The organism is Streptomyces sp. NPDC046860 (assembly GCF_040645115.1).
In the GTDB taxonomy this organism is placed as follows: Bacteria; Actinomycetota; Actinomycetes; order Streptomycetales; family Streptomycetaceae; genus Streptomyces.
Genome location: NZ_JBEYXQ010000010.1, coordinates 241,047 through 259,752, shown reverse-complemented (window position 1 = coordinate 259,752; position 18,706 = coordinate 241,047). Strand labels below are relative to the sequence as shown.

Sequence of the window (18,706 nt, the reverse complement as noted above, 5' to 3'; positions counted from 1 at the left end):
TACGAGGGCGACCCTCCGCCTTGCGATCGCACGCACCAGACGCCGCGAGCCCTGCCCTCCGGGCAGACGACGCCACTTTGCGGACACGACCTAGCGTCCGGGGAAGCGGGCCACGGGGGCCTCGCCCGTGAAGAAGGTCTTCGCGCGGGCCAGTGCCTCGGTGTCGTCGCGTACGTCACCGGGACCGCTGCCGTTGCCCAGCAGCACCCCGCCGAAGCGCATCCCGAGGTACGCGGCGGAGTTGTTCAGGCTGCCGACGAGGGGCTCCGCGACCGACGGGTCCCGGTCCGCGAGCGCCGTCACGCCCCACAGGGTCCGGCCCGCCATGGCGTCCTTGAATCCGGCCCCGGGGATGCGCAGCCAGCCCGACCAGTGGTCCAGGTACCGCTTGGTGAGGCTGGACAGGGCGTACCAGTACAGCGGCGAGGCGATCACGAGGTCCGTGGCGGCCAGGGTGGCGTCCAGCAGCATCCCGGCCGGGGTGTCGGAGGCGGGGCGCACGTGGTCGCTGTCGTGCCGCAGGTCCTCGGCCTCGGGCAGCGGGAGCCCGGCCAGCCGGACCCACTCCTGCTCCACGCCCTCGGGCAGCTGCTCGGCGGCGGTACGGGCGAGGAACTCGGTGTTGCCCTGGGTGCGGGCGCTGCCCAGGACGAAGAGAAAACGACGGCTCATGGGGACACCTCGGGAACGAGTGCGGTTGATCCGTATGCATCTTATGCACATGCAAGTATCTCGGCCAAGGGGCGGCTGGTGCGAGGCTGTGACGTCGCGGTGACGCGCGGGGCGATGCGGGCGGCGAGACTGGTTGTCAGGAGGCGTACGGCCGGAGCGCGACGCCGGGGGAAGCGAGGGAAAACGGGATGGCTCGACCGATCTTCGAGAAGCGGCGCGGGGACCGGCCGCTCCAGGTGCGCGTCTCGGCCACCGGCACGGCGTCCGTGGCCGGCACCCCGGTCCCGCGGGCCGCGGACGAGGACGTCCACGACGCCGTCCTGAACCACCTCCACCACCTCGCCACCGCCCACGGCACCCCGATACGGGCCACCATCCACGACGACGCGGCCGGCTGCCTGGTCCCGCTGGAGATCTCCCCGGACGGCACGACCCGGATGACCGGCTCACCGACCCGGCTCCCGGCGGCGCCCGGGACCGTACAGCCGCCCCGGGGCGTCTTCGGGCCGCCGCCGGTGATGGAGCCACGTCCGCCGGCCGGGCCGGAGCGGGCACCGGCGCCGGAGCGGGGACCTGAGAGTGCCCCCGCTGCGGCCCGCCGCCCGGAGCCGCGGCCCGCCGCGGTGCCCGCACCCGAACTCGTCCTCGGGCCCGAGCCGGTCCCGGAGACCGCCCCCGGACCCGTCCCCCCGAGCCGTTTCGACGCCGTCGCCGAGGAGATGCTCGCCGAGCGCGTGGAGGGGGCGGAGGTGTCCGCCGCCGCGTGGCGACGGGTCGGGGACGCCGTGGGCGAGGGGCAGGTGGAGCGCGCGGCCGAGCTGGCGAGCCGGGCGGTCGCCGAGGTGTCGGGCGCGCTGGGCCCGCGCCACCCCGAGGTGCTGCACCTGCGCGAACTGTGCGCCTACGTCGCCTACCTGTCCGGCGACCCGGACCGCGCCTTCGAGCTCTCGCTGGACCTGGCCCGCCGGCGGGCCGAGACCGGCGACCCGGCGGCCGCGTACGGCAACGTGCGCAGCGCGGCGACGGCCTGGCGCGCGGTACGGGACCCCGGGCAGGGCTTGCGGATGGGCCGCGAGCTGATCGAGGTGTGGACCACGCTCGCGGCGGAGCCGGGCCCGGCCGCCGCCGACCCCCGCCCGCTCCAGTCCGCCCGCACCCGGATGGACCGCCTCACGGACCGCGCGGCCGCGGCCGGCGCGTGAGGCCGCCTCACTCCAGGACCGTGCCCTCGCAGCTCTCCGCGACCCGCACCACGCCGAGGACGACGGGTTGGTCGGTGATCTGCTGGTAGGGCCCCGGCCGGGTGTGGCAGATCTTCCACGCGTCCGGGTCGTCCACCGGACGCCCCTTCCCGCTCACGTCCTTGAAGGTCACCTCGGTGCCGGGCCCCATCTGCCAGGCCGCGCGCCCGGCGTTGCCGCCGGTCATGTCGGCCATGGAGGCGGTGACCGGCCGCGGGTCCGCCCCGGCGGACGGCGAGGCGGTCGAGGCGGGGCCGGCGGGGCTCGCCCCGGCCGGGCGCTCCGGGGCGGCCGCCCCGGAGCAGGCGCTGAGCGAGGCCAGCAGCGCGACGGCGAGGACGGGTCTCAGCGATTCGCGGATAGTCATGCCCATGTCTACTACTGGACGCAGAACTCGTTCCCCTCGGGGTCCGCGAGCACGACCCACGACCCCGCCGACTCCCGCACCTCGCGCAGCACGGTCGCCCCCAGCGCGGTCAGCCGCGCCACCTCCTCCTCGCGCCGCTCGGGGCCGGGATGCAGGTCCAGGTGCAGACGGTTCTTGCCGTCCTTGGCCTCGGGCACCCGCTGGAAGAGCAGCCGCCGCCCCAGCCCGGTCCCCGTCTCGGCGTCGAACGGGTCGTCGGGATGGCGCACGGCCACGAGATCCCGGAAGGCCGGCCGCCCGTGGTACTCGACCGTGGCCTCCCCGGGCAACGCCCCGAACGACAGCAGCCGTTCGATCAGCGCGCTGTTGTCCTCGGTCTCGTAGCGCAGCGCGGCCCCCCAGAAATCGGCCTGCGCGTGCGGGTCGACCGCGTCGACCACAATCTTCCAGTGCAGCGGCTCGGGCCGCTCTGACGATGTCGGCATGGAGCCCTTATAGCGTCAGCGGCCCGTCCGTGCGGCCGGGTTGCCGCGAAACCCTCCGGGTGGCCCCGCGTCCTGGCGGGGCGCGCCCCTCAGACGTCCACCGCCTCCACCGCGGCCGCGGCCGGGTCCGTCGGGCGGGACATCGCGACCACCCGTGCCCGCCGCGCGGAGCGCATCGCGTCCGCCGTCAGCAGGACCAGCGCCAGCCACACCAGGGCGAAGCCCGCCCAGCGCTCCGGCGGCATCGCCTCGTGGAAGTAGAGGACGCCGAGGAGGAACTGGAAGACGGGGGCCAGGTACTGGAGCAGGCCGAGGGTGGAGAGGGGGACGCGGATCGCGGCGGCGCCGAAGCAGACCAGCGGGAGGGCCGTCACGATGCCGGTGGAGGCGAGGAGGGCGGCGTGGCCGGTGCCCTCGGTGGCGAAGGTGAGGCCGCCGTGGGTGCCGAGCCAGATCAGGTACGCGAGCGCGGGGAGGAACTGGATCGCGGTCTCGGTGGCCAGGGACTCGACGCCGCCCAGCCCGACCTTCTTCTTCACCAGCCCGTACACGGCGAACGAGACGGCGAGGCAGAGGGAGATCCAGGGCGGCTGCCCGTACCCCACGGTCAGCACGACGACGGCGGCGAAGCCGACGCCGACCGCCGTCCACTGCACCGGCCGCAGCCGCTCCTTCAGCAGCAGCACGCCCAGCGCGATGGTCATCAGCGGGTTGATGAAGTACCCGAGCGACGCCTCCACCACGTGACCGGAGTTCACGGCCCAGATGTAGACGCCCCAGTTCACGGTGATGACGGCGGCGGCGATCGCGATCAGCCCCAGCCGGCGCGGCTGCCGCAGCAGCTCGCCCGCCCAGGCCCAGCGCCGGACGAACAGCAGCGCGACGGCGACGAAGACGAGGGACCACACCATCCGGTGGGCCAGGATCTCCATGGCGCCCGCCGGCTTCAGCAGCGGCCAGAACAGGGGGACGAGCCCCCACATGCCGTAGGCGGCGAAACCGTTCAGCAGCCCTATTCGGTGTTCACCCTTGGACGTCCCGGTCACGGGCTCCTCCTTCTCGCACTCCGCAACGCGAGAACCTCGCGCATTCCGCCACGCGAGAACGAAGGTAGCGCCGCCCCGCCCCGCCTGTCATGCCCGTATCGCCATACGGTCATGACGGGCGGGAAGCCGGGCAGGCGGCCGGGCGGCGCCCCGGGGCGGATCAGTCCTTCAGCGCCGCCTCCACCGCCACGGCCAGCGGGGTCGTCGGCCGCCCGGTCAGGCGGGACAGCTCGCCGCCGGCGACGACCAGTTCGCCCCGCTCGATGGACGCGTCCACGCCCGCCAGCATCTCCGCGAGCGCCTCCGGAAGGCCGGCGCCGGTCAGGATGCCCTGCAGGGCCTCCCCGGAGACGGGCCGGTAGGAGATCGTCCGCCCGGTCCGCGCGCTCAGCGCGGCCGCGTACTCGGCGAAGCCCCACGCCTCGTCGCCGCCCAGCTCGTACGTGGTGTTCTCGTGGCCCTCGCCGGTCAGCACGGCGACCGCCGCGGCGGCGTAGTCGGCGCGGGCGGCGGAGGAGACGCGGCCCTCGCCCGCCGCCGTGACCACCGCGTCGTGGGCGAGCACGGGGGCCAGGTTCTCGGTGTAGTTCTCGTGGTACCAGCCGTTGCGCAGCAGCGAGTAGGGCAGCCCGGAGGCGAGCACCGCCTCTTCCGTGGCCCGGTGGTCGTCGGCCAGCGACGCGGTCAGGGTGCCCGGCGCGCTGGTGTACGCGAGCAGCGCCACCCCGGCCGCCTTCGCCGCGTCGATGACCACCCGGTGCTGGCCCACCCGGCCCTTGTCGAACTCGTTGCCCGAGATCAGCAGCACCTTGTCGCCGGCCGCGAAGAGGCCGTCGAAGGTCTCGGGGGCGTTGTAGTCGGCGACGGCGATCCGCACCCCGCGCTCGGCGAGGCCGGCGGCCTTCTCCTTGTCCCGGACGACGGCGGTGACCTCCGCGGCGGGAACACGCTCCAGCAGCTGGGCCACGACGTGGCGGCCGAGGTGTCCGGTGGCTCCGGTGACGACGATGCTCATGGTCTCTCCTCAGGGGGAACTCCGTGGGTACGTCACTAACCCTAAGAAGTGCGCTAACCAGAAGACAGTACCCACTTTCAGGTAAGGTACTGGTATGACGGTAAGCAATGAGGTGGGCGAGGCCCTGTGCCCGTACCGGCTGGTGCTGGAGCATGTGACGAGCCGCTGGGGCGTGCTCGTGCTCATCGAGCTGCTGGAGCGCTCCTACCGGTTCGGGGAGCTGCGCCGGGCGGTCGGCAGCGGGAGCGGGCGCAGCGTCAGCGAGAAGATGCTCACCCAGACCCTCCAGACCCTGGAGCGCGACGGACTGGTGCACCGGGACGCCAAGCCCGTCATCCCGCCCCGCGTCGACTACTCCCTGACCGGCCTCGGCCGTGAGGCCGCCGAACAGGTCAAGGCGCTGTCCCTGTGGACCCAGGACCGCATGGACCAGGTGGAGCGGGCGCGCCGCACATACGACGAGGTCCGGGAGACACGCTCCCGGACCTCGTAGGGCCGTACCGCCCGGCGACTCAGCCGACGACCGTCCAGGTGTCCCCGCCCGCCAGCAGCGCGGCCAGGTCGCCCTTGCCCCGCTGCTCGATCGCGGTGTCCAGCTGCTCGGACATCAGGCTGTCGTAGACCGGCCGGTCCACCGCCCGGAACACCCCGATCGGGGTGTGGTGCAGGGTGTCGGGGTCGGCCAGCCGGGACAGCGCGAAGGCGGTGGTGGGCGAGGCCGCGTGCGCGTCGTGCACCAGCAGGTCGGCCTCGTTGTCCGGGGTCACCGTGACCACCGCCAGCTCCCCGGTGCGGTCCCGTACGACACCGCGCGAACCGTCCGCCCCGAACCGCACCGGCTGCCCGTGCTCCAGCCGGATCAGCGCCTCCTCCGCCCGCTGCTTGTCCTTGAGAGCGTCGAAGGCACCGTCGTTGAAGATGTTGCAGTTCTGGTAGATCTCGATCAGCGCGGTCCCCGGGTGGTCGGCCGCCGCCCGCAGCACCTCGGTCAGATGCTTGCGGTCGGAGTCGATCGTGCGGGCCACGAACGACGCCTCCGCGCCCAGCGCCAGCGACACCGGGTTGAACGGGGCGTCCAGCGACCCCATCGGCGTCGACTTGGTGATCTTGCCGAGCTCCGAGGTCGGGGAGTACTGGCCCTTGGTGAGGCCGTAGATCCGGTTGTTGAACAGCAGGATCTTCAGGTTCACGTTCCGGCGCAGCGCGTGGATCAGGTGGTTGCCGCCGATCGACAGGGCGTCCCCGTCACCGGTGACCACCCACACCGACAGGTCCCGCCGCGAGGAGGCGAGCCCGGTCGCGATCGCCGGGGCGCGGCCGTGGATGGAGTGCATCCCGTAGGTGTTCATGTAGTACGGGAAGCGGGAGGAGCAGCCGATCCCCGAGACGAAGACGATGTTCTCCTTCGCCAGCCCCAGTTCCGGCATGAACCCCTGCACGGCGGCCAGGATCGCGTAGTCACCGCAGCCCGGGCACCAGCGCACCTCCTGGTCGGACTTGAAGTCCTTCATCGACTGCGTGCCCTCGGCCTTGGGGACCAGCTGCAGCAGCTCGCGTGCGGAGTCAGTCATCGATGGCCTCCTTGAGCGCGGCGGCGAGCTGTTCCGCCTTGAACGGCATGCCGTTGACCTGGTTGAACGAGCGGGCGTCGATCAGGTACTTCGCCCGGACCAGGGTGGCGAGCTGGCCCAGGTTCATCTCCGGGATCACCACCTTGTCGTACCCCTTCAGCACCTCGCCGAGGTTCGCCGGGAAGGGGTTGAGGTGGCGCAGGTGCGCCTGCGCGATGGACTCGCCCGCCGCGCGCAGCCGCCGTACCGCCGCCGTGACCGGGCCGTACGTCGAGCCCCAGCCGAGCACCAGCGTCCGCGCGCCGTCCGGGTCGTCCACCTCGATGTCGGGGACGTCGATGCCGTCCACCTTGGCCTGTCGGGTGCGGACCATCAGGTCGTGGTTGGCCGGGTCGTAGGAGATGTTGCCCGTGCCGTCCTGCTTCTCGATGCCGCCGATGCGGTGCTCCAGACCCGGGGTGCCCGGCACCGCCCAGGGGCGGGCCAGCGTGTGCGGGTCGCGCTTGTACGGCCAGAAGACCTCGGTGCCGTCCTCCAGCGTGTGGTTCGGGCCCTGCGCGAACCGGACCTGGAGATCCGGGAGTTCGTCGAGGTCCGGGACGCGCCACGGCTCGGAGCCGTTGGCCAGGTAGCCGTCGGAGAGCAGGAACACCGGGGTGCGGTAGGTCACCGCGATCCGGGCCGCCTCCAGCGCCGCGTCGAAGCAGTCGGCCGGGGTCCGCGGCGCCACCACCGGGACCGGCGCCTCGCCGTTGCGCCCGTACATCGCCTGGAGCAGGTCGGCCTGCTCGGTCTTGGTCGGCAGACCCGTCGACGGCCCGCCGCGCTGGATGTCGATCACCAGCAGCGGCAGCTCCAGCGAGACCGCGAGACCGATCGTCTCGCTCTTGAGCGCCACACCGGGACCGGACGTGGTCGTCACCGCGAGCGAACCGCCGAACGCCGCGCCCAGCGCCGCGCCGATGCCCGCGATCTCGTCCTCGGCCTGGAAGGTCCGCACGCCGAAGTTCTTGTGCTTCGACAGCTCGTGCAGGATGTCGGAGGCCGGGGTGATCGGGTACGAGCCCAGGAACAGCGGGAGATCGGCCTGCCGGGACGCGGCGATCAGGCCGTAGGCCAGGGCGAGGTTCCCGGAGATGTTGCGGTAGACGCCCGGCGGGAAGGCCCGCGCGGCCGGCGCCACCTCGTAGGAGACGGCGAAGTCCTCCGTCGTCTCGCCGAAGTTCCAGCCCGCCCGGAACGCGGCCACGTTGGCCCGCGCGATGTCCGGCTTCTTGGCGAACTTGTCCGTCAGGAACTTCTCGGTGGCCTCCGTGGGCCGGTGGTACATCCAGCTCAGCAGCCCGAGCGCGAACATGTTCTTGCTGCGCTCGGCCTCCTTGCGGGAGAGGTCGAACTCCTTCAGCGCCTCGACCGTGAGCGTGGTCAGCGGCACCGGATGCAGGTGGTAGCCGTCGAGCGAGCCGTCGTCCAGCGGGGAGTCGGCGTACCCCACCTTCTGCAGGGCGCGCTTGGTGAACTCGTCGGTGTTGACGATGATCTCGGCGCCGCGCGGCAGATCGCCGATGTTGGCCTTCAGCGCGGCCGGGTTCATCGCCACCAGGACGTTCGGCGCGTCACCCGGGGTGAGGATGTCGTGGTCGGCGAAGTGGAGCTGGAAGGACGAGACGCCGGGCAGGGTGCCGGCGGGGGCGCGGATCTCGGCGGGGAAGTTGGGAAGAGTGGAGAGGTCGTTGCCGAAGGACGCGGTCTGGGAGGTGAACCTGTCCCCGGTGAGCTGCATACCGTCACCCGAGTCCCCCGCGAACCGGATGATGACCCGGTTCAGGCGCCGCACGTCCTTCGCTCCGCCCGGTCTGCGCCGCTCCCCCACGACGCTGTCGTCGGTCTGCTCCTCTGGGCTGCTGACCTGACTGGTCACTGAACTGGACCTCCTTCGAGGCGGCCGTCCGGAGGCGGTCTTCCCCCGGACCGATCCCAGGATCAACCCTACGTCGCTCTGGGTCGGCATCCGAGGATCGCTGCGTATCTCCCGCTATGTGGACTCGCCACGCCGCCCAGTCTCGGCGCGTCAGGAGTTCAGGTAGGTGAGCACCGCCAGAACACGCCGGTGATCTCCGTCGCTCGGGGTCAGCCCCAGCTTCATGAAGATGTTGCTGACGTGCTTCTCCACCGCGCCGTCGCTCACCACGAGCCGCCGGGCCACCGCCGAGTTGGTCCGCCCCTCCGCCATCAGCCCCAGCACCTCCCGCTCGCGCGGGGTCAGCGCGGTCAGCACGTCCTGCTTGCGGCTGCGGCCCAGCAGCTGCGCCACCACCTCCGGGTCCAGCGCCGTACCCCCGGAGGCGACCCGCTCCACCGCCGCGACGAACTCGCGCACGTCCGCGACCCGGTCCTTGAGCAGATAGCCGACGCCCCGGCTGGAACCGGCCAGCAGTTCGGTGGCGTAGCGCTCCTCCACGTACTGCGACAGGACCAGCACGCCCAGCTCCGGGTGGCGTCCGCGCAGCTCCACGGCGGCCCGCACCCCCTCGTCGGTGTGCGTCGGCGGCATCCGCACGTCCGCCACCACCACGTCCGGCAGCTCGTCCCGCCCGGCCAGCTCCGCGATGGTGGCGAGCAGCGCCCCCGCGTCCGCGACCCCGGCCACCACCTCGTGCCCGAGGTCGGTCAGCAGCCGGGTCAGCCCCTCCCTGAGCAGCACCGAGTCCTCGGCGATGACCACGCGCACCTTGTTCTCCACGATTCCCCGAGCCCCCACACGCCTGCCGACAAGGAGGCCCAGCATTTCAGTTCCCGCGGGTCCGCCAGGGCAGTTCCGCGGTCACGACGGTCGGACCGCCCGGCGGGGAGTCCACCACCAGGACGCCGTCGACGGCGCTCAGCCGCTCGGCCAGCCCCGCGAGACCGGACCCGCGACCGGGGTCCGCTCCGCCGATTCCGTTGTCGCGGATCTGGAGCATGAGGTGGTGGGGGGTGTGCCAGAGGTCGAGGGTGGCGTGGTGGGCGTGGCTGTGTTTGCTGATGTTCTGGAGGAGTTCGCTGGCGGTGTAGTAGGTGATGCCTTCGATGGCGGGTGCGGGTCGGGTGGGGAGGTCGACGGTGAGGGTGACGGGGACGGTGCAGCGGGTGGCGATGTGGGAGAGGGCGGCGTCGAGTCCTCGGTCGGTGAGGATGGCGGGGTGGATGCCGCGGGCGAGGTCGCGGAGTTCTTTGAGGGCGGTTTTGGCTTCGCCGTGGGCTTCTTCGACCATGCGGGCGGCGGTTTCGGGGTCGTGGTGGAGTTTTTCCTTGGCGAGGCCGAGTCCCATGGCGAGGTTGACCAGGCGGGCCTGTGCTCCGTCGTGGAGGTCGCGTTCGATACGGCGGAGATCCGCGGCGGCGGTGTCCACGACCAGCCCCCGGTCCGACTCCAGTTCCTCCACGCGTGCCGTCAGCCGGGAGGGGCCGAGCAGCCCGCGCACCAGCAGCCGGTCCACCGTGGTCAGGCCCCGCAGCAGCCAGGGCGTGAGAAGCGTGAACGCCAGCCCGATCAGCGCGGTGACGGTGATCTCGAATGGGTTGTCCAGGTAGACGTTGTGCTCGCCGTCGCCGTAGAGCTGGATGCCGCCCTGCCCGGCCCACATCGGGAACACCCAGAACCACAGCGGGTACGTCAGCAGCGCCCAGCCGTACGTCCAGAAGCTGATCGCCACCGAGAACGAGAACACCGCCCACGGGAAGTGGACCAGCGCGTACACCAGGTGCCGCCAGGAGGAGCCGCTCCTGAGCACCGCGCCCAGCCACGGCAGCGGTCCCGGCCCGGAGGGCCGCAGCGGCTCCGGCGCGGCGACCCGCAGCCCGAGCAGCCCGCGCGCCCGCGCCCGCTCCAGCGCCCCGAAGCCCCGGCAGCCGACCAGGGCCAGCGCCAGCACCGGCACCCCGACGAAGGTCACCAGCAGGCCGGCGCCCAGCGAGACCGTCGTCACCGCCCAGACGAACAGGGCGACGGCCACCGGCAGCCCGAGCAGGACGTATCCCAGTTCCCGCCAGGTCCGCGCCTCGAAGGGGGCGCGCAGCGCGGCGGGGACGCGGTGGTGGTCCCGCTCCTGGCGGTACGGCGTGCAGGTGGACATCGGTGTCGTCCCCGTTCTCCTCGTGGTGGCTTGTCCGCTCAGCCTGCGCGTCCGCACCCGGTGCGGACCATGGCGTACGTCCCCGTCCCGGGCAGGGGGTTTTCCCTACCGCCCGGCGCCGTGCTCGTCGTCGCGGTCCCGCCAGGGGAGTTCGGCGGTGATGGTGGTGGGGCCGCCGGGCGGTGAGTCGATGACGAGGACGCCGTCGACGGCGCCGAGGCGTTCGGTGAGGCCGGCGAGACCGGAGCCGCGACCGGGGTCCGCTCCGCCGATTCCGTTGTCGCGGATCTGGAGCATGAGGTGGTGGGGGGTGTGCCGGAGGTCGAGGGTGGCGTGGTGGGCGTGGCTGTGTTTGCTGATGTTCTGGAGGAGTTCGCTGGCGGTGTAGTAGGTGATGCCTTCGATGGCGGGTGCGGGTCGGGTGGGGAGGTCGACGGTGAGGGTGACGGGGACGGTGCAGCGGGTGGCGATGTGGGAGAGGGCGGCGTCGAGTCCTCGGTCGGTGAGGATGGCGGGGTGGATGCCGCGGGCGAGGTCGCGGAGTTCTTTGAGGGCGGTTTTGGCTTCGCCGTGGGCTTCTTCGACCATGCGGGCGGCGGTTTCGGGGTCGTGGTGGAGTTTTTCCTTGGCGAGGCCGAGTCCCATGGCGAGGTTGACCAGGCGGGCCTGGGCTCCGTCGTGGAGGTCGCGTTCGATACGGCGGAGATCCGCGGCGGCGGTGTCCACGACCAGCCCCCGGTCCGACTCCAGCTCGGCTATCCGGCGCTCCAGCTCGTCCGACGGCGCCAGCAGCGCCCGCGCCAGCGCCCGGTCCACGTTCGCCAGACCCCGCGCCAGATATCCCAGCACCGGCCACAGCACGAAGAACGAGGTCAGCACGGTGCAGAAGGTCAGCACGCCCCATGGGAGCCGGATCAGGCAGTAGAGCATCGACCGCCAGCCCACCGGATCGCGCAGCGCCGTCCACAGCCGCCGCACGGCCCCGCCGCCGCGGCCGAACGGCAGCGGCGACGGCTCGGGCACCCGCACCCCGAGCAGCGCGCGGACCCGCGCCCGCTCCAGCCGGCCCAGCAGCCGGGCGCCCAGCAGGGAGCCCGCGAGCAGCGGCAGCCCGAGTACCGTGACGGTGAGGCCCCCGCTCACGGACAGCGCGGTGACCGCGTAGGTGAAGCCCACCACCGCCAGCGGCAGGTTCAGCAGGAGATGCGCTATCTCCCTCCAGGTGTGCGCGTCGAAGGCGAGCCGGGCGGGCGGCGGACGGTCGGCGTCGCCGTCCGGTCCGGCGGCGGGAGCGGGTGCGGTCATGGCGGTCAGACTGCCGTGCCGCGAGGGCCGTACGCCATGCGGTGGACCGCCTTCCGGTCCCTGGGGAAAACCCCACCCCGGGCCTCGCTGGGCGTGACGGGCTGCTTACCGGCGCTTTATCAGGGCCTAGACTCCCGTGCGTACACAAACCTCCGGTCGCCCCGCGTCACACGCGGCGCACGGGTCACGGAGGTCGATGAAGGACATGCGGGTCAGGGAGCGAGGGACGGACGGTGCGGGAGACGTCGGGGGTAACAACGGTCGCCGCGGCCGGTACCGCGTCGGACTACTTCGGGTCCTACTCGGTCGTGGGCCTGCTCGCCGTGCTCGGCGTGCTGTTCGTCGCCGCCGCCTTCGGCGCGGGCCGCCTGCTGCGGCCCGTGGTGCCGACCCCCGAGAAGCTCATGACCTACGAGTGCGGCGTCGACCCGGTCGGCGAGGGCTGGGCCCACACCCAGGTCCGCTACTACGTCTACGCCTTCCTGTACGTGATCTTCGCCGTCGACTCGATCTTCCTGTTCCCCTGGGCGACGGTCTTCGCCGCCCCCGGCTACGGCGCCGCGACCCTGGTGGAGATGTTCATCTTCCTGGGCTTCCTCGCCGTCGGCCTGCTGTACGCCTACAAGAAGGGCGTCCTGACATGGACGTGAACCCGGCCGCCCCCGAGCCGGTGCTGCTGCCCGAGCCGAAGAGGCTGGGCGCGCTCGCCCGGCTGGCCCCGGAGCCGATGAAGGTCGTCCTGAACTGGGGCCGCCGCTACTCGCTCTGGGTCTTCAACTTCGGCCTCGCCTGCTGCGCGATCGAGTTCATCGCCGCGTCGATGGCCCGCCACGACTTCATCCGGCTCGGCGTCATCCCCTTCGCGCCGGGCCCCCGCCAGGCCGACCTGATGGTCGTCTCCGGCACGGTCACCGACAAGATGGCGCCCGCCGTGAAGCGGCTGTACGAGCAGATGCCCGAGCCCAAGTACGTCATCTCCTTCGGCGCCTGCTCCAACTGCGGCGGGCCGTACTGGGACTCCTACTCCGTCACCAAGGGCGTCGACCAGATCATCCCGGTCGACGTGTACGTGCCGGGCTGCCCGCCGCGCCCCGAGGCGCTGCTCCAGGGCATCCTCAAGCTCCAGGAGAAGATCGCCCGCGAGTCCCTGGCGGAGCGGTACGGCAAGGGGGGCGCCGCCCGCCCCTCCGCCGCCGCGCTCCAGAGCGACCTGGTGCGGCCGCCCGCGCCCGCCTCCGCACCGGCCGAGGGGGACGCGCGATGACCGTGCCCGGCTGGCTGCCCGCCCCCGCCGAGGAACTCTTCGGCCCCGAGGCCACCGCCGAGGAGTCGTACGACGTCCTCACCGTCGACGTGCCCCCGGCCGCCTGGCTCACCGCCCTGGAGACGGCCCGTACGACGCTGGCCTGCACCTACTTCGACTGGCTGAGCGCGGTCGACGAACCCGGCACCGGCTTCCGGGTGTCCGCCCACGTCGTCGCCCTGCACCCGGTCCGCCGCCTGCTGGTGCGCACGACCGTCCCGCACGAGGCGCCGGTGCTGCCGAGCGCCGTCGGCGTGTACGCGGGCGCCGCCTGGCACGAGCGGGAGACCCACGAGATGTTCGGGGTCGGCTTCACCGGCCACCCCGGCCTGGACCACCTGCTCCTCCCCGAGAACTTCGAGGGCCACCCGCTGCGCAAGGACTTCGTCCTCGCCGCCCGCGTCGCCAAGGCGTGGCCGGGGGCCAAGGAGCCGGGGGAGTCGGAGCACGGCGGCCCCAAGCGCCGCCAGATGCTCCCGCCCGGCGTGCCCGACCCCAACGAGTGGGGCCCGCTGAAGGGCCAGCTGCCGCCCGCGCCTTCGCGTCCCGCGAGGGGTGCGGCGGCGGGCGAACGGCCTGCCCGACGGGCTCGGCCCGCGGGGGAGCCGGGGGCCGACACCGAGGCCGCCCGGCCGCGCAGGGCCAGGACCGCGAGCGAGGGGTCCGCGAGCCAGGCCACCCCGGAGCCCGGCGCTGCCGCGCCCCGGCGGACGCGGAGTGCGGGCGAGGGCTCGGCGAGTCAGGGGGCGAGCCAGCGGGCGGGGGAGGCTGGTGCTGGTGCTCCGCCGCGCAGGTCGCGCAGCGCCTCGCAGGGGTCGGCCTCGCAGCGGACCGAGACCCCCGGCGAGACCGCGGAGCCCGGCGAGACCGCGGAGCCCGCTGACCGCAAGGCCACCGGCCCGCGCAGCGCCGACGCGCCCTGGCACCACGCCCGCCCGGCCTTCCAGGAGGCGGACGAGCCCCCGAAACCGGAGTCCGGGGACCCCGGCGAGAGCACGCCCACCGAGAACAAGCCCACAGAGAACCCCGACACCCCCGACGAACCCGCAGGAGGCGCGCAGTGAACGACGTGCTGGACGTCGCCCTGCGGCTCATCGTCGTGTTCGTCGTCTTCCTCACGCTCCCGCTGGTCGTCGGCCAGACCGAGCACAAGGTCATGGCCCACATGCAGGGCCGCCTCGGCCCGATGTACGCGGGCGGCTTCCACGGCTGGGCGCAACTCGTCGCGGACGGTGTGAAGTTCGCGCAGAAGGAGGACGTGGTCCCGGCCGGTGCCGACCGACGCGTCTTCCAGCTCGCCCCGGCAGTGGCCCTTTTGCCCTACCTCCTCGTGCTGCTGGCCATCCCGATCGGCCCGAGCGCGGGTGCCGTCGGCCAAGTGCTCGACGCGGGCATCTTCTTCGTGCTCGCGGTGATGGGCGTCGGCGTCCTCGGCTCGCTGATGGCGGGCTGGGCCAGCGCGAACAAGTTCTCCCTGCTCGGCGGTCTGCGCACCGCCGCCCAGCTGCTCGCCTACGAACTCCCGATGCTGCTCGCCGCCGCCTCCGTGGCGATGGCCGCCGGCACGGTGTCGCTGCCCGGCATCGTCGACGCCTTCCACTGGTGGTGGCTGCCCTGGCAGATCACCGGCGCGGTCGTCTTCTTCGTGGCCGGTCTCGCCGAGCTGCAACGGCCGCCGTTCGACATGCCGGTGGCCGACTCGGAGATCATCTTCGGCGCGTACACCGAGTACACCGGCCTGCGCTTCGCCCTGTTCCTGCTCGCGGAGTACGCGGGGATCGTCGTCCTGTGCGGTCTGACCACCGTGCTCTTCCTGGGCGGCTGGCACGGCCCCTGGGGTGCCGACGGGCTCGGCTGGGTGTGGACCCTGGTGAAGACCGCGGTGCTGGCCTTCCTGGTGATCTGGCTCCGGGTCACCTACCCCCGGCTGCGCGAGGACCAGCTCCAGAAAATGTCCTGGACCGTCCTCGTCCCGCTCGCCCTCGCCCAGATCGCCCTCACCGGCGTCGTCAAGGTGGTGACCGCCTGATGTCCGTCCCCCTCTCCGGCCTGGCCAAGGGCCTCGCCGTCACCCTGCGCACGATGACGAGGAAGACGGTCACCGAGCGCTATCCCGACGTCCAGCCCGACCTGCCGCCCCGCACCCGCGGGGTGATCGGCCTGTTCGAGGAGAACTGCACGGTCTGCATGCTGTGCGCCCGTGAGTGCCCCGACTGGTGCATCTACATCGACTCCCACAAGGAGACGGTGCCCGCCGCCACCCCCGGCGGCCGCGAGCGCAGCCGCAACGTCCTCGACCGGTTCGCCATCGACTTCTCGCTCTGCATGTACTGCGGCATCTGCATCGAGGTCTGCCCGTTCGACGCGCTGTTCTGGTCGCCGGAGTTCGAGTACGCCGAGACCGACATCCGCGAGCTGACCCACGAGCGCGACAAGCTGCGCGAGTGGATGTGGACCGTCCCGGCCCCGCCCGCGCTGGACCCGCACGCGGAGGAGCCGAAGGAGATCGCCGCCGCCCGCAAGAGCGCCGACAAGCTGGCCGCAGCCCAGGCCGCCGAGGAAGCCCAGGCCGCCGGGCAGGCCGAACAGAACCCGGACCAGGAGGGAGAACAGTGAGCCTCGCCGCCACCGCCCCGCACGGCTTCCTGTCCCCGACCGGCGTCGAGATCGCGTTCCTCCTCGTCGGCCTGGTCACGTTCGGCGCCGCGCTGGTCGCCGTCACCACCCGCCAGCTGGTGCACGCCGCCCTGTGGCTGGTGGTCACGCTCGGCGGTCTGGCCGTCGAGTACCTCCTGCTCACCGCCGAGTTCATCGCCTGGGTGCAGGTCCTCATCTACGTCGGCTCCGTCGTCGTCCTCCTCCTGTTCGGACTGATGCTCACCAGAGCCCCCATCGGCCGCTCCCCGGACGCCGACTCCGGCAACCGGGTGCCCGCCCTCGTCGTCGCGGTGGCCTCGGCGGCCGCCCTGGTCTGGGTGGTCACGGACGCGTTCCGCGCCACCTGGATCGACCTGGACGGCCCGGCCGTCGGCAGCACCCGGGTGACCGGCGAGAGCCTCTTCCGGCACTGGGTGCTCCCCTTCGAGGCGCTGTCCGTGCTGCTGCTGGCGGCCCTGGTCGGCGCGATCGTGCTGTCCCGCAAGAACAAGGCGGAGACACCCGGCACCCCGGACCTGGCCAAGACCCCCGGCGAGAAGGAAGGCGCCCGCTGATGCACCTCGCCTACCCCGCCGTACTCGCCGCCCTCCTCTTCTGCACCGGCCTCTACGGCGTCCTCGCCCGCCGCAACGCGATCCTGGTCCTGATGTCGGTCGAGCTGATGCTCAACGCCGTCAACCTCAACCTCGTCGCCTTCGACGTCTGGCTCGACCGGGCCGCGCGGGACACCCTGCACTCCGGCCAGGCGCTGACCCTGTTCACCATCGCCATCGCGGCCGCCGAGATCGGCATCGGCCTGGCGATCGTCCTGGCCGTGTACCGCGACCGGGGCACCGCCGACATCGACAGGCTCCGGGACACCGCCGAGCGGCCCGGCGACGACTCCGACCACCCCGACGCCTCCGGGTCCGAGAAGGCTGAGGCCACCGCGTGACCACGACCACCCTCGCCGTCCTCGTCCCCCTCCTGCCCTTCCTCGGCGCCGTCGCCGGACTCCTGCTGGGCCGTACCGCGCCCGGCTTCGTCCGCCCGCTCGCCGTACTGCCGCCGCTGGCCTCGCTCGTGCTGGCCGCGCTGGTCGCGTCCCGCCAGGGCGGCGGCCGGGTGATCGACGCGTACACCCTGCTGACGCCGACCGGCTCGGTCCCCGTCGACCTGGCACTGCACATCGACGGCTTCGCCGCGCTCGTCGCGATCCTGGTGGCCTTCGTGGCGACCTGCGTGCAGATCTACTCCACCGGCTACCTGCGCGACGACCCCCGCCACCCCTCCTACGCGGCCCTCGTCTCCCTCTTCACCTCCGCGATGCTGCTCGTCGTCTACTCCGGCGACCTGATCGTGCTGCTGGTCGGCTGGGAGGTCATGGGCATCTGCTCCTACTTCCTGGTCGGCCACTACTGGGGCACCCCCGAGGCCCGCGCCGCCTCCCTCAAGGCGTTCCTGGTCACCAAGCTCGGTGACGTGCCGTTCCTGATCGGCCTGTTCGCGCTCGGCACCGACGCCGGGTCCTTCCGCATCACCCGCGTCCTCGGCGCCGTGGCGAGCGGCGGACTCGACCACCCCACCCTGATCGCCCTGCTCCTCCTCGCGGGCGTGGCGGGCAAGTCGGCGCAGTTTCCGCTGCACACCTGGCTACCCGACGCGATGGCGGGCCCCACGCCTGTCTCCGCGCTGATCCACGCGGCCACGATGGTCGCCGCCGGTGTCTACTTCGTCGCCCGTCTCCTCCCCGTGTTCGAGGCGTCCGCCGCCGCGATGACGGTCCTCGCCGTGATGGCCGCGATCACCATGGTGGGTTCCGGCCTCGCCGCGCTCGCCCAGGACGACATCAAACGCGTCCTCGCCTACTCGACGATCGGCCAGCTCGGCTACATGACCGGCGCCCTCGCCGTCGGCGACCGCGGTGCCGCCGTCTTCCACCTCCTTACGCACGGCGCCTTCAAGGCGCTGCTGTTCCTGGCCGCCGGAGCCGTCATCCACGCCGCCGGCACCAACTCGCTGGCCGCGATGTCCCGGATGAGCCACCTGCGCGACCGTGTCCCGGACGCCTTCTGGACCATGACCGTGGCCCTGCTCGCGCTGGCCGCGATCCCGCCCTTCAGCGGCTTCTTCTCCAAGGAGTCCGTCCTCGGCGCCGCCGAGCGCCTCGCCACCGGCCACCCCGGCCCGGCACCGGGCGCGGCCGGCTGGATCGTGCTCGTCGCCGCGCTCGCCGCCGCCCTGCTCACCGCCGCCTACGCCACCCGGCTCTGGCTGCTGGCCTTCCGGGGCCGGGGCGCCGAGGCCCCGGATCACGGCCGCCAGCCGCTCACCATGACGGTGGTGCTCTGGGTGCTGGCCGTGCCCTCGCTGGCCTTCGGCGCGCTCGCCTACCGCGCGCTGCCCGGCTGGTTCGACGGCGCGAGCCTCGCGCCCACCCTGCTCACCTCCATCCTCGGCACCGGCCTCGCCGTCGTCGGCGGCCTGCTGGCCTACGGCGCCTGGCAGCGCGCCGCCGCCCGGGCGCCCCGTGTCCCGCTGGGCGCCGTCGCCGCCCATCCGGAGGGCGACGCGGGCCTGGTCGAGGCCGAGGCCATCGCCGCCCACGAACCGGCCTACGGCGACATCGCGAAGGCCCCCGACCCGGCCGACCCCGGCCGCCTGCTGCTCGGCCCGCTGTACGGGCCCGCCGCCGCGGGCTTCCATCTCGACGCCGTGTACTCGGCCCTGTTCGTCCGCCCGGTGCTGGGCGCGGCGAGCCTGGTCCGCTTCCTGGACCGCGAGGTCGTCGACACCTACGTACGCGGCGCCGCCGCCCTGCCCCGGCTGCTCGGCGCGGCCGTACGGCGGGCGCAGACCGGCAATGTGCAGACCTATGTGAGCGCGCTGCTCGCCGGCACCGTCGTCCTGACGGTCGCCGTCCTCCTCGTCGCCTCGGGAGCGTGAGCG

20 protein-coding genes are annotated in these 18,706 nt (G+C 72.7%); 10 read left to right on the top strand and 10 right to left on the bottom strand.

Features of this window, described 5'->3' with window-relative positions:
- Nucleotides 1–90: 90 nt before the first annotated feature.
- Nucleotides 91–672 (bottom strand): NAD(P)H-dependent oxidoreductase, encoded by a 582-nt coding sequence (locus tag ABZ898_RS17625; protein WP_361658980.1) that lies wholly within the window; start codon nucleotides 670–672, stop codon nucleotides 91–93.
- Between the two features lie 188 nt (nucleotides 673–860).
- On the opposite strand from ABZ898_RS17625, the gene ABZ898_RS17620 reads away from it, so the two are divergent.
- Entirely contained in the window at nucleotides 861–1,874 is a 1,014-nt protein-coding gene (locus ABZ898_RS17620; RefSeq protein WP_361658977.1) for a hypothetical protein, read from the top strand.
- Nucleotides 1,875–1,881: 7 nt separating this feature from the next.
- Here ABZ898_RS17620 and ABZ898_RS17615 read toward each other — a convergent pair whose 3' ends face one another.
- The 4 genes from ABZ898_RS17615 to ABZ898_RS17600 form a co-directional block, all read right to left on the bottom strand.
- A complete protein-coding gene (locus ABZ898_RS17615) occupies nucleotides 1,882–2,280 on the bottom strand; it encodes a hypothetical protein (protein WP_361658975.1) in 399 nt (132 codons plus the stop codon).
- A gap of 11 nt (nucleotides 2,281–2,291) precedes the next feature.
- Nucleotides 2,292–2,765, bottom strand: coding sequence for a VOC family protein (locus tag ABZ898_RS17610; protein ID WP_361658972.1), 474 nt, complete (start codon nucleotides 2,763–2,765; stop codon nucleotides 2,292–2,294).
- Nucleotides 2,766–2,854: 89 nt separating this feature from the next.
- The gene (gene rarD / locus ABZ898_RS17605; RefSeq protein WP_361658969.1) at nucleotides 2,855–3,811 is read right to left on the bottom strand and encodes an EamA family transporter RarD; all 957 of its coding nucleotides are present in this window, start codon (nucleotides 3,809–3,811) and stop codon (nucleotides 2,855–2,857) included.
- A 160-nt stretch (nucleotides 3,812–3,971) separates the two neighbouring features.
- The gene (locus tag ABZ898_RS17600) at nucleotides 3,972–4,826 is read right to left on the bottom strand and encodes an SDR family oxidoreductase (protein WP_361658966.1); all 855 of its coding nucleotides are present in this window, start codon (nucleotides 4,824–4,826) and stop codon (nucleotides 3,972–3,974) included.
- A 94-nt stretch (nucleotides 4,827–4,920) separates the two neighbouring features.
- Here ABZ898_RS17600 and ABZ898_RS17595 point away from each other — a divergent pair, with 94 nt between their 5' ends.
- Nucleotides 4,921–5,319 (top strand): helix-turn-helix domain-containing protein, encoded by a 399-nt coding sequence (locus tag ABZ898_RS17595; RefSeq protein ID WP_361658964.1) that lies wholly within the window; start codon nucleotides 4,921–4,923, stop codon nucleotides 5,317–5,319.
- Nucleotides 5,320–5,338: 19 nt separating this feature from the next.
- On the opposite strand, the gene ABZ898_RS17590 is transcribed toward ABZ898_RS17595, so the two are convergent.
- The 5 genes from ABZ898_RS17590 to ABZ898_RS17570 form a co-directional block, all read right to left on the bottom strand.
- On the bottom strand, nucleotides 5,339–6,397 hold the full coding sequence (locus ABZ898_RS17590) for a 2-oxoacid:ferredoxin oxidoreductase subunit beta (RefSeq protein WP_361658962.1): 1,059 nt from the start codon (nucleotides 6,395–6,397) through the stop codon (nucleotides 5,339–5,341).
- Entirely contained in the window at nucleotides 6,390–8,318 is a 1,929-nt protein-coding gene (locus ABZ898_RS17585) for a 2-oxoacid:acceptor oxidoreductase subunit alpha (protein WP_361658959.1), read from the bottom strand. Before ABZ898_RS17585 ends, ABZ898_RS17590 begins: the two co-directional genes overlap by 8 nt.
- Nucleotides 8,319–8,468: 150 nt before the next feature.
- Complete coding sequence (locus ABZ898_RS17580) at nucleotides 8,469–9,128, bottom strand: response regulator transcription factor (RefSeq protein WP_361659009.1); 660 nt, start codon at nucleotides 9,126–9,128, stop codon at nucleotides 8,469–8,471.
- Between the two features lie 58 nt (nucleotides 9,129–9,186).
- Complete coding sequence (locus ABZ898_RS17575; RefSeq protein WP_361658957.1) at nucleotides 9,187–10,512, bottom strand: sensor domain-containing protein; 1,326 nt, start codon at nucleotides 10,510–10,512, stop codon at nucleotides 9,187–9,189.
- A gap of 105 nt (nucleotides 10,513–10,617) precedes the next feature.
- The gene (locus tag ABZ898_RS17570; RefSeq protein ID WP_361658955.1) at nucleotides 10,618–11,817 is read right to left on the bottom strand and encodes a sensor domain-containing protein; all 1,200 of its coding nucleotides are present in this window, start codon (nucleotides 11,815–11,817) and stop codon (nucleotides 10,618–10,620) included.
- 233 nt (nucleotides 11,818–12,050) lie between these two features.
- Here ABZ898_RS17570 and ABZ898_RS17565 point away from each other — a divergent pair, with 233 nt between their 5' ends.
- The 8 genes from ABZ898_RS17565 to ABZ898_RS17530 are packed head-to-tail and all read left to right on the top strand — an operon-like array spanning nucleotide 12,051 to nucleotide 18,703.
- A complete protein-coding gene (locus tag ABZ898_RS17565) occupies nucleotides 12,051–12,467 on the top strand; it encodes an NADH-quinone oxidoreductase subunit A (RefSeq protein ID WP_361658952.1) in 417 nt (138 codons plus the stop codon).
- The gene (locus ABZ898_RS17560) at nucleotides 12,458–13,081 is read left to right on the top strand and encodes an NADH-quinone oxidoreductase subunit B family protein (RefSeq protein ID WP_361658951.1); all 624 of its coding nucleotides are present in this window, start codon (nucleotides 12,458–12,460) and stop codon (nucleotides 13,079–13,081) included. Before ABZ898_RS17565 ends, ABZ898_RS17560 begins: the two co-directional genes overlap by 10 nt.
- Nucleotides 13,078–14,184: an NADH-quinone oxidoreductase subunit C gene (locus ABZ898_RS17555; protein ID WP_361658948.1), complete on the top strand. Its 1,107-nt coding sequence runs from the start codon at nucleotides 13,078–13,080 to the stop codon at nucleotides 14,182–14,184. The genes ABZ898_RS17560 and ABZ898_RS17555 overlap by 4 nt, the downstream gene beginning before the upstream one ends.
- Entirely contained in the window at nucleotides 14,181–15,149 is a 969-nt protein-coding gene (locus ABZ898_RS17550) for a complex I subunit 1 family protein (RefSeq protein WP_361658946.1), read from the top strand. The genes ABZ898_RS17555 and ABZ898_RS17550 overlap by 4 nt, the downstream gene beginning before the upstream one ends.
- Entirely contained in the window at nucleotides 15,146–15,736 is a 591-nt protein-coding gene (locus ABZ898_RS17545; protein ID WP_361659007.1) for an NADH-quinone oxidoreductase subunit I, read from the top strand. The genes ABZ898_RS17550 and ABZ898_RS17545 overlap by 4 nt, the downstream gene beginning before the upstream one ends.
- Nucleotides 15,733–16,332, top strand: a complete 600-nt coding sequence (locus ABZ898_RS17540; RefSeq protein ID WP_361658943.1) for an NADH-quinone oxidoreductase subunit J — start codon at nucleotides 15,733–15,735, stop codon at nucleotides 16,330–16,332. Before ABZ898_RS17545 ends, ABZ898_RS17540 begins: the two co-directional genes overlap by 4 nt.
- Nucleotides 16,332–16,712 carry an NADH-quinone oxidoreductase subunit NuoK gene (nuoK, locus tag ABZ898_RS17535; protein ID WP_361658940.1) on the top strand — a complete coding sequence of 127 codons (381 nt, stop codon included), beginning with the start codon at nucleotides 16,332–16,334 and terminating at the stop codon, nucleotides 16,710–16,712. Before ABZ898_RS17540 ends, nuoK begins: the two co-directional genes overlap by 1 nt.
- Entirely contained in the window at nucleotides 16,709–18,703 is a 1,995-nt protein-coding gene (locus tag ABZ898_RS17530) for an NADH-quinone oxidoreductase subunit L (protein WP_361658937.1), read from the top strand. Before nuoK ends, ABZ898_RS17530 begins: the two co-directional genes overlap by 4 nt.
- The last annotated feature ends 3 nt before the right edge of the window (nucleotides 18,704–18,706 follow it).

Excerpts from the sequence above, each read along its gene's own strand:
- ABZ898_RS17625 (WP_361658980.1), bottom strand. The coding sequence starts at position 672 with ATGAGCCGTCGTTTTCTCTTCGTCCTGGGCAGCGCCCGCACCCAGGGC.
- ABZ898_RS17620 (WP_361658977.1), top strand. The coding sequence starts at position 861 with ATGGCTCGACCGATCTTCGAGAAGCGGCGCGGGGACCGGCCGCTCCAG.
- ABZ898_RS17615 (WP_361658975.1), bottom strand. The coding sequence starts at position 2,280 with ATGACTATCCGCGAATCGCTGAGACCCGTCCTCGCCGTCGCGCTGCTG.
- ABZ898_RS17610 (WP_361658972.1), bottom strand. The coding sequence starts at position 2,765 with ATGCCGACATCGTCAGAGCGGCCCGAGCCGCTGCACTGGAAGATTGTG.
- ABZ898_RS17600 (WP_361658966.1), bottom strand. The coding sequence starts at position 4,826 with ATGAGCATCGTCGTCACCGGAGCCACCGGACACCTCGGCCGCCACGTC.
- ABZ898_RS17595 (WP_361658964.1), top strand. The coding sequence starts at position 4,921 with ATGACGGTAAGCAATGAGGTGGGCGAGGCCCTGTGCCCGTACCGGCTG.
- ABZ898_RS17590 (WP_361658962.1), bottom strand. The coding sequence starts at position 6,397 with ATGACTGACTCCGCACGCGAGCTGCTGCAGCTGGTCCCCAAGGCCGAG.
- ABZ898_RS17575 (WP_361658957.1), bottom strand. The coding sequence starts at position 10,512 with ATGTCCACCTGCACGCCGTACCGCCAGGAGCGGGACCACCACCGCGTC.
- ABZ898_RS17570 (WP_361658955.1), bottom strand. The coding sequence starts at position 11,817 with ATGACCGCACCCGCTCCCGCCGCCGGACCGGACGGCGACGCCGACCGT.
- ABZ898_RS17560 (WP_361658951.1), top strand. The coding sequence starts at position 12,458 with ATGGACGTGAACCCGGCCGCCCCCGAGCCGGTGCTGCTGCCCGAGCCG.
- ABZ898_RS17555 (WP_361658948.1), top strand. The coding sequence starts at position 13,078 with ATGACCGTGCCCGGCTGGCTGCCCGCCCCCGCCGAGGAACTCTTCGGC.
- nuoK (WP_361658940.1), top strand. The coding sequence starts at position 16,332 with ATGCACCTCGCCTACCCCGCCGTACTCGCCGCCCTCCTCTTCTGCACC.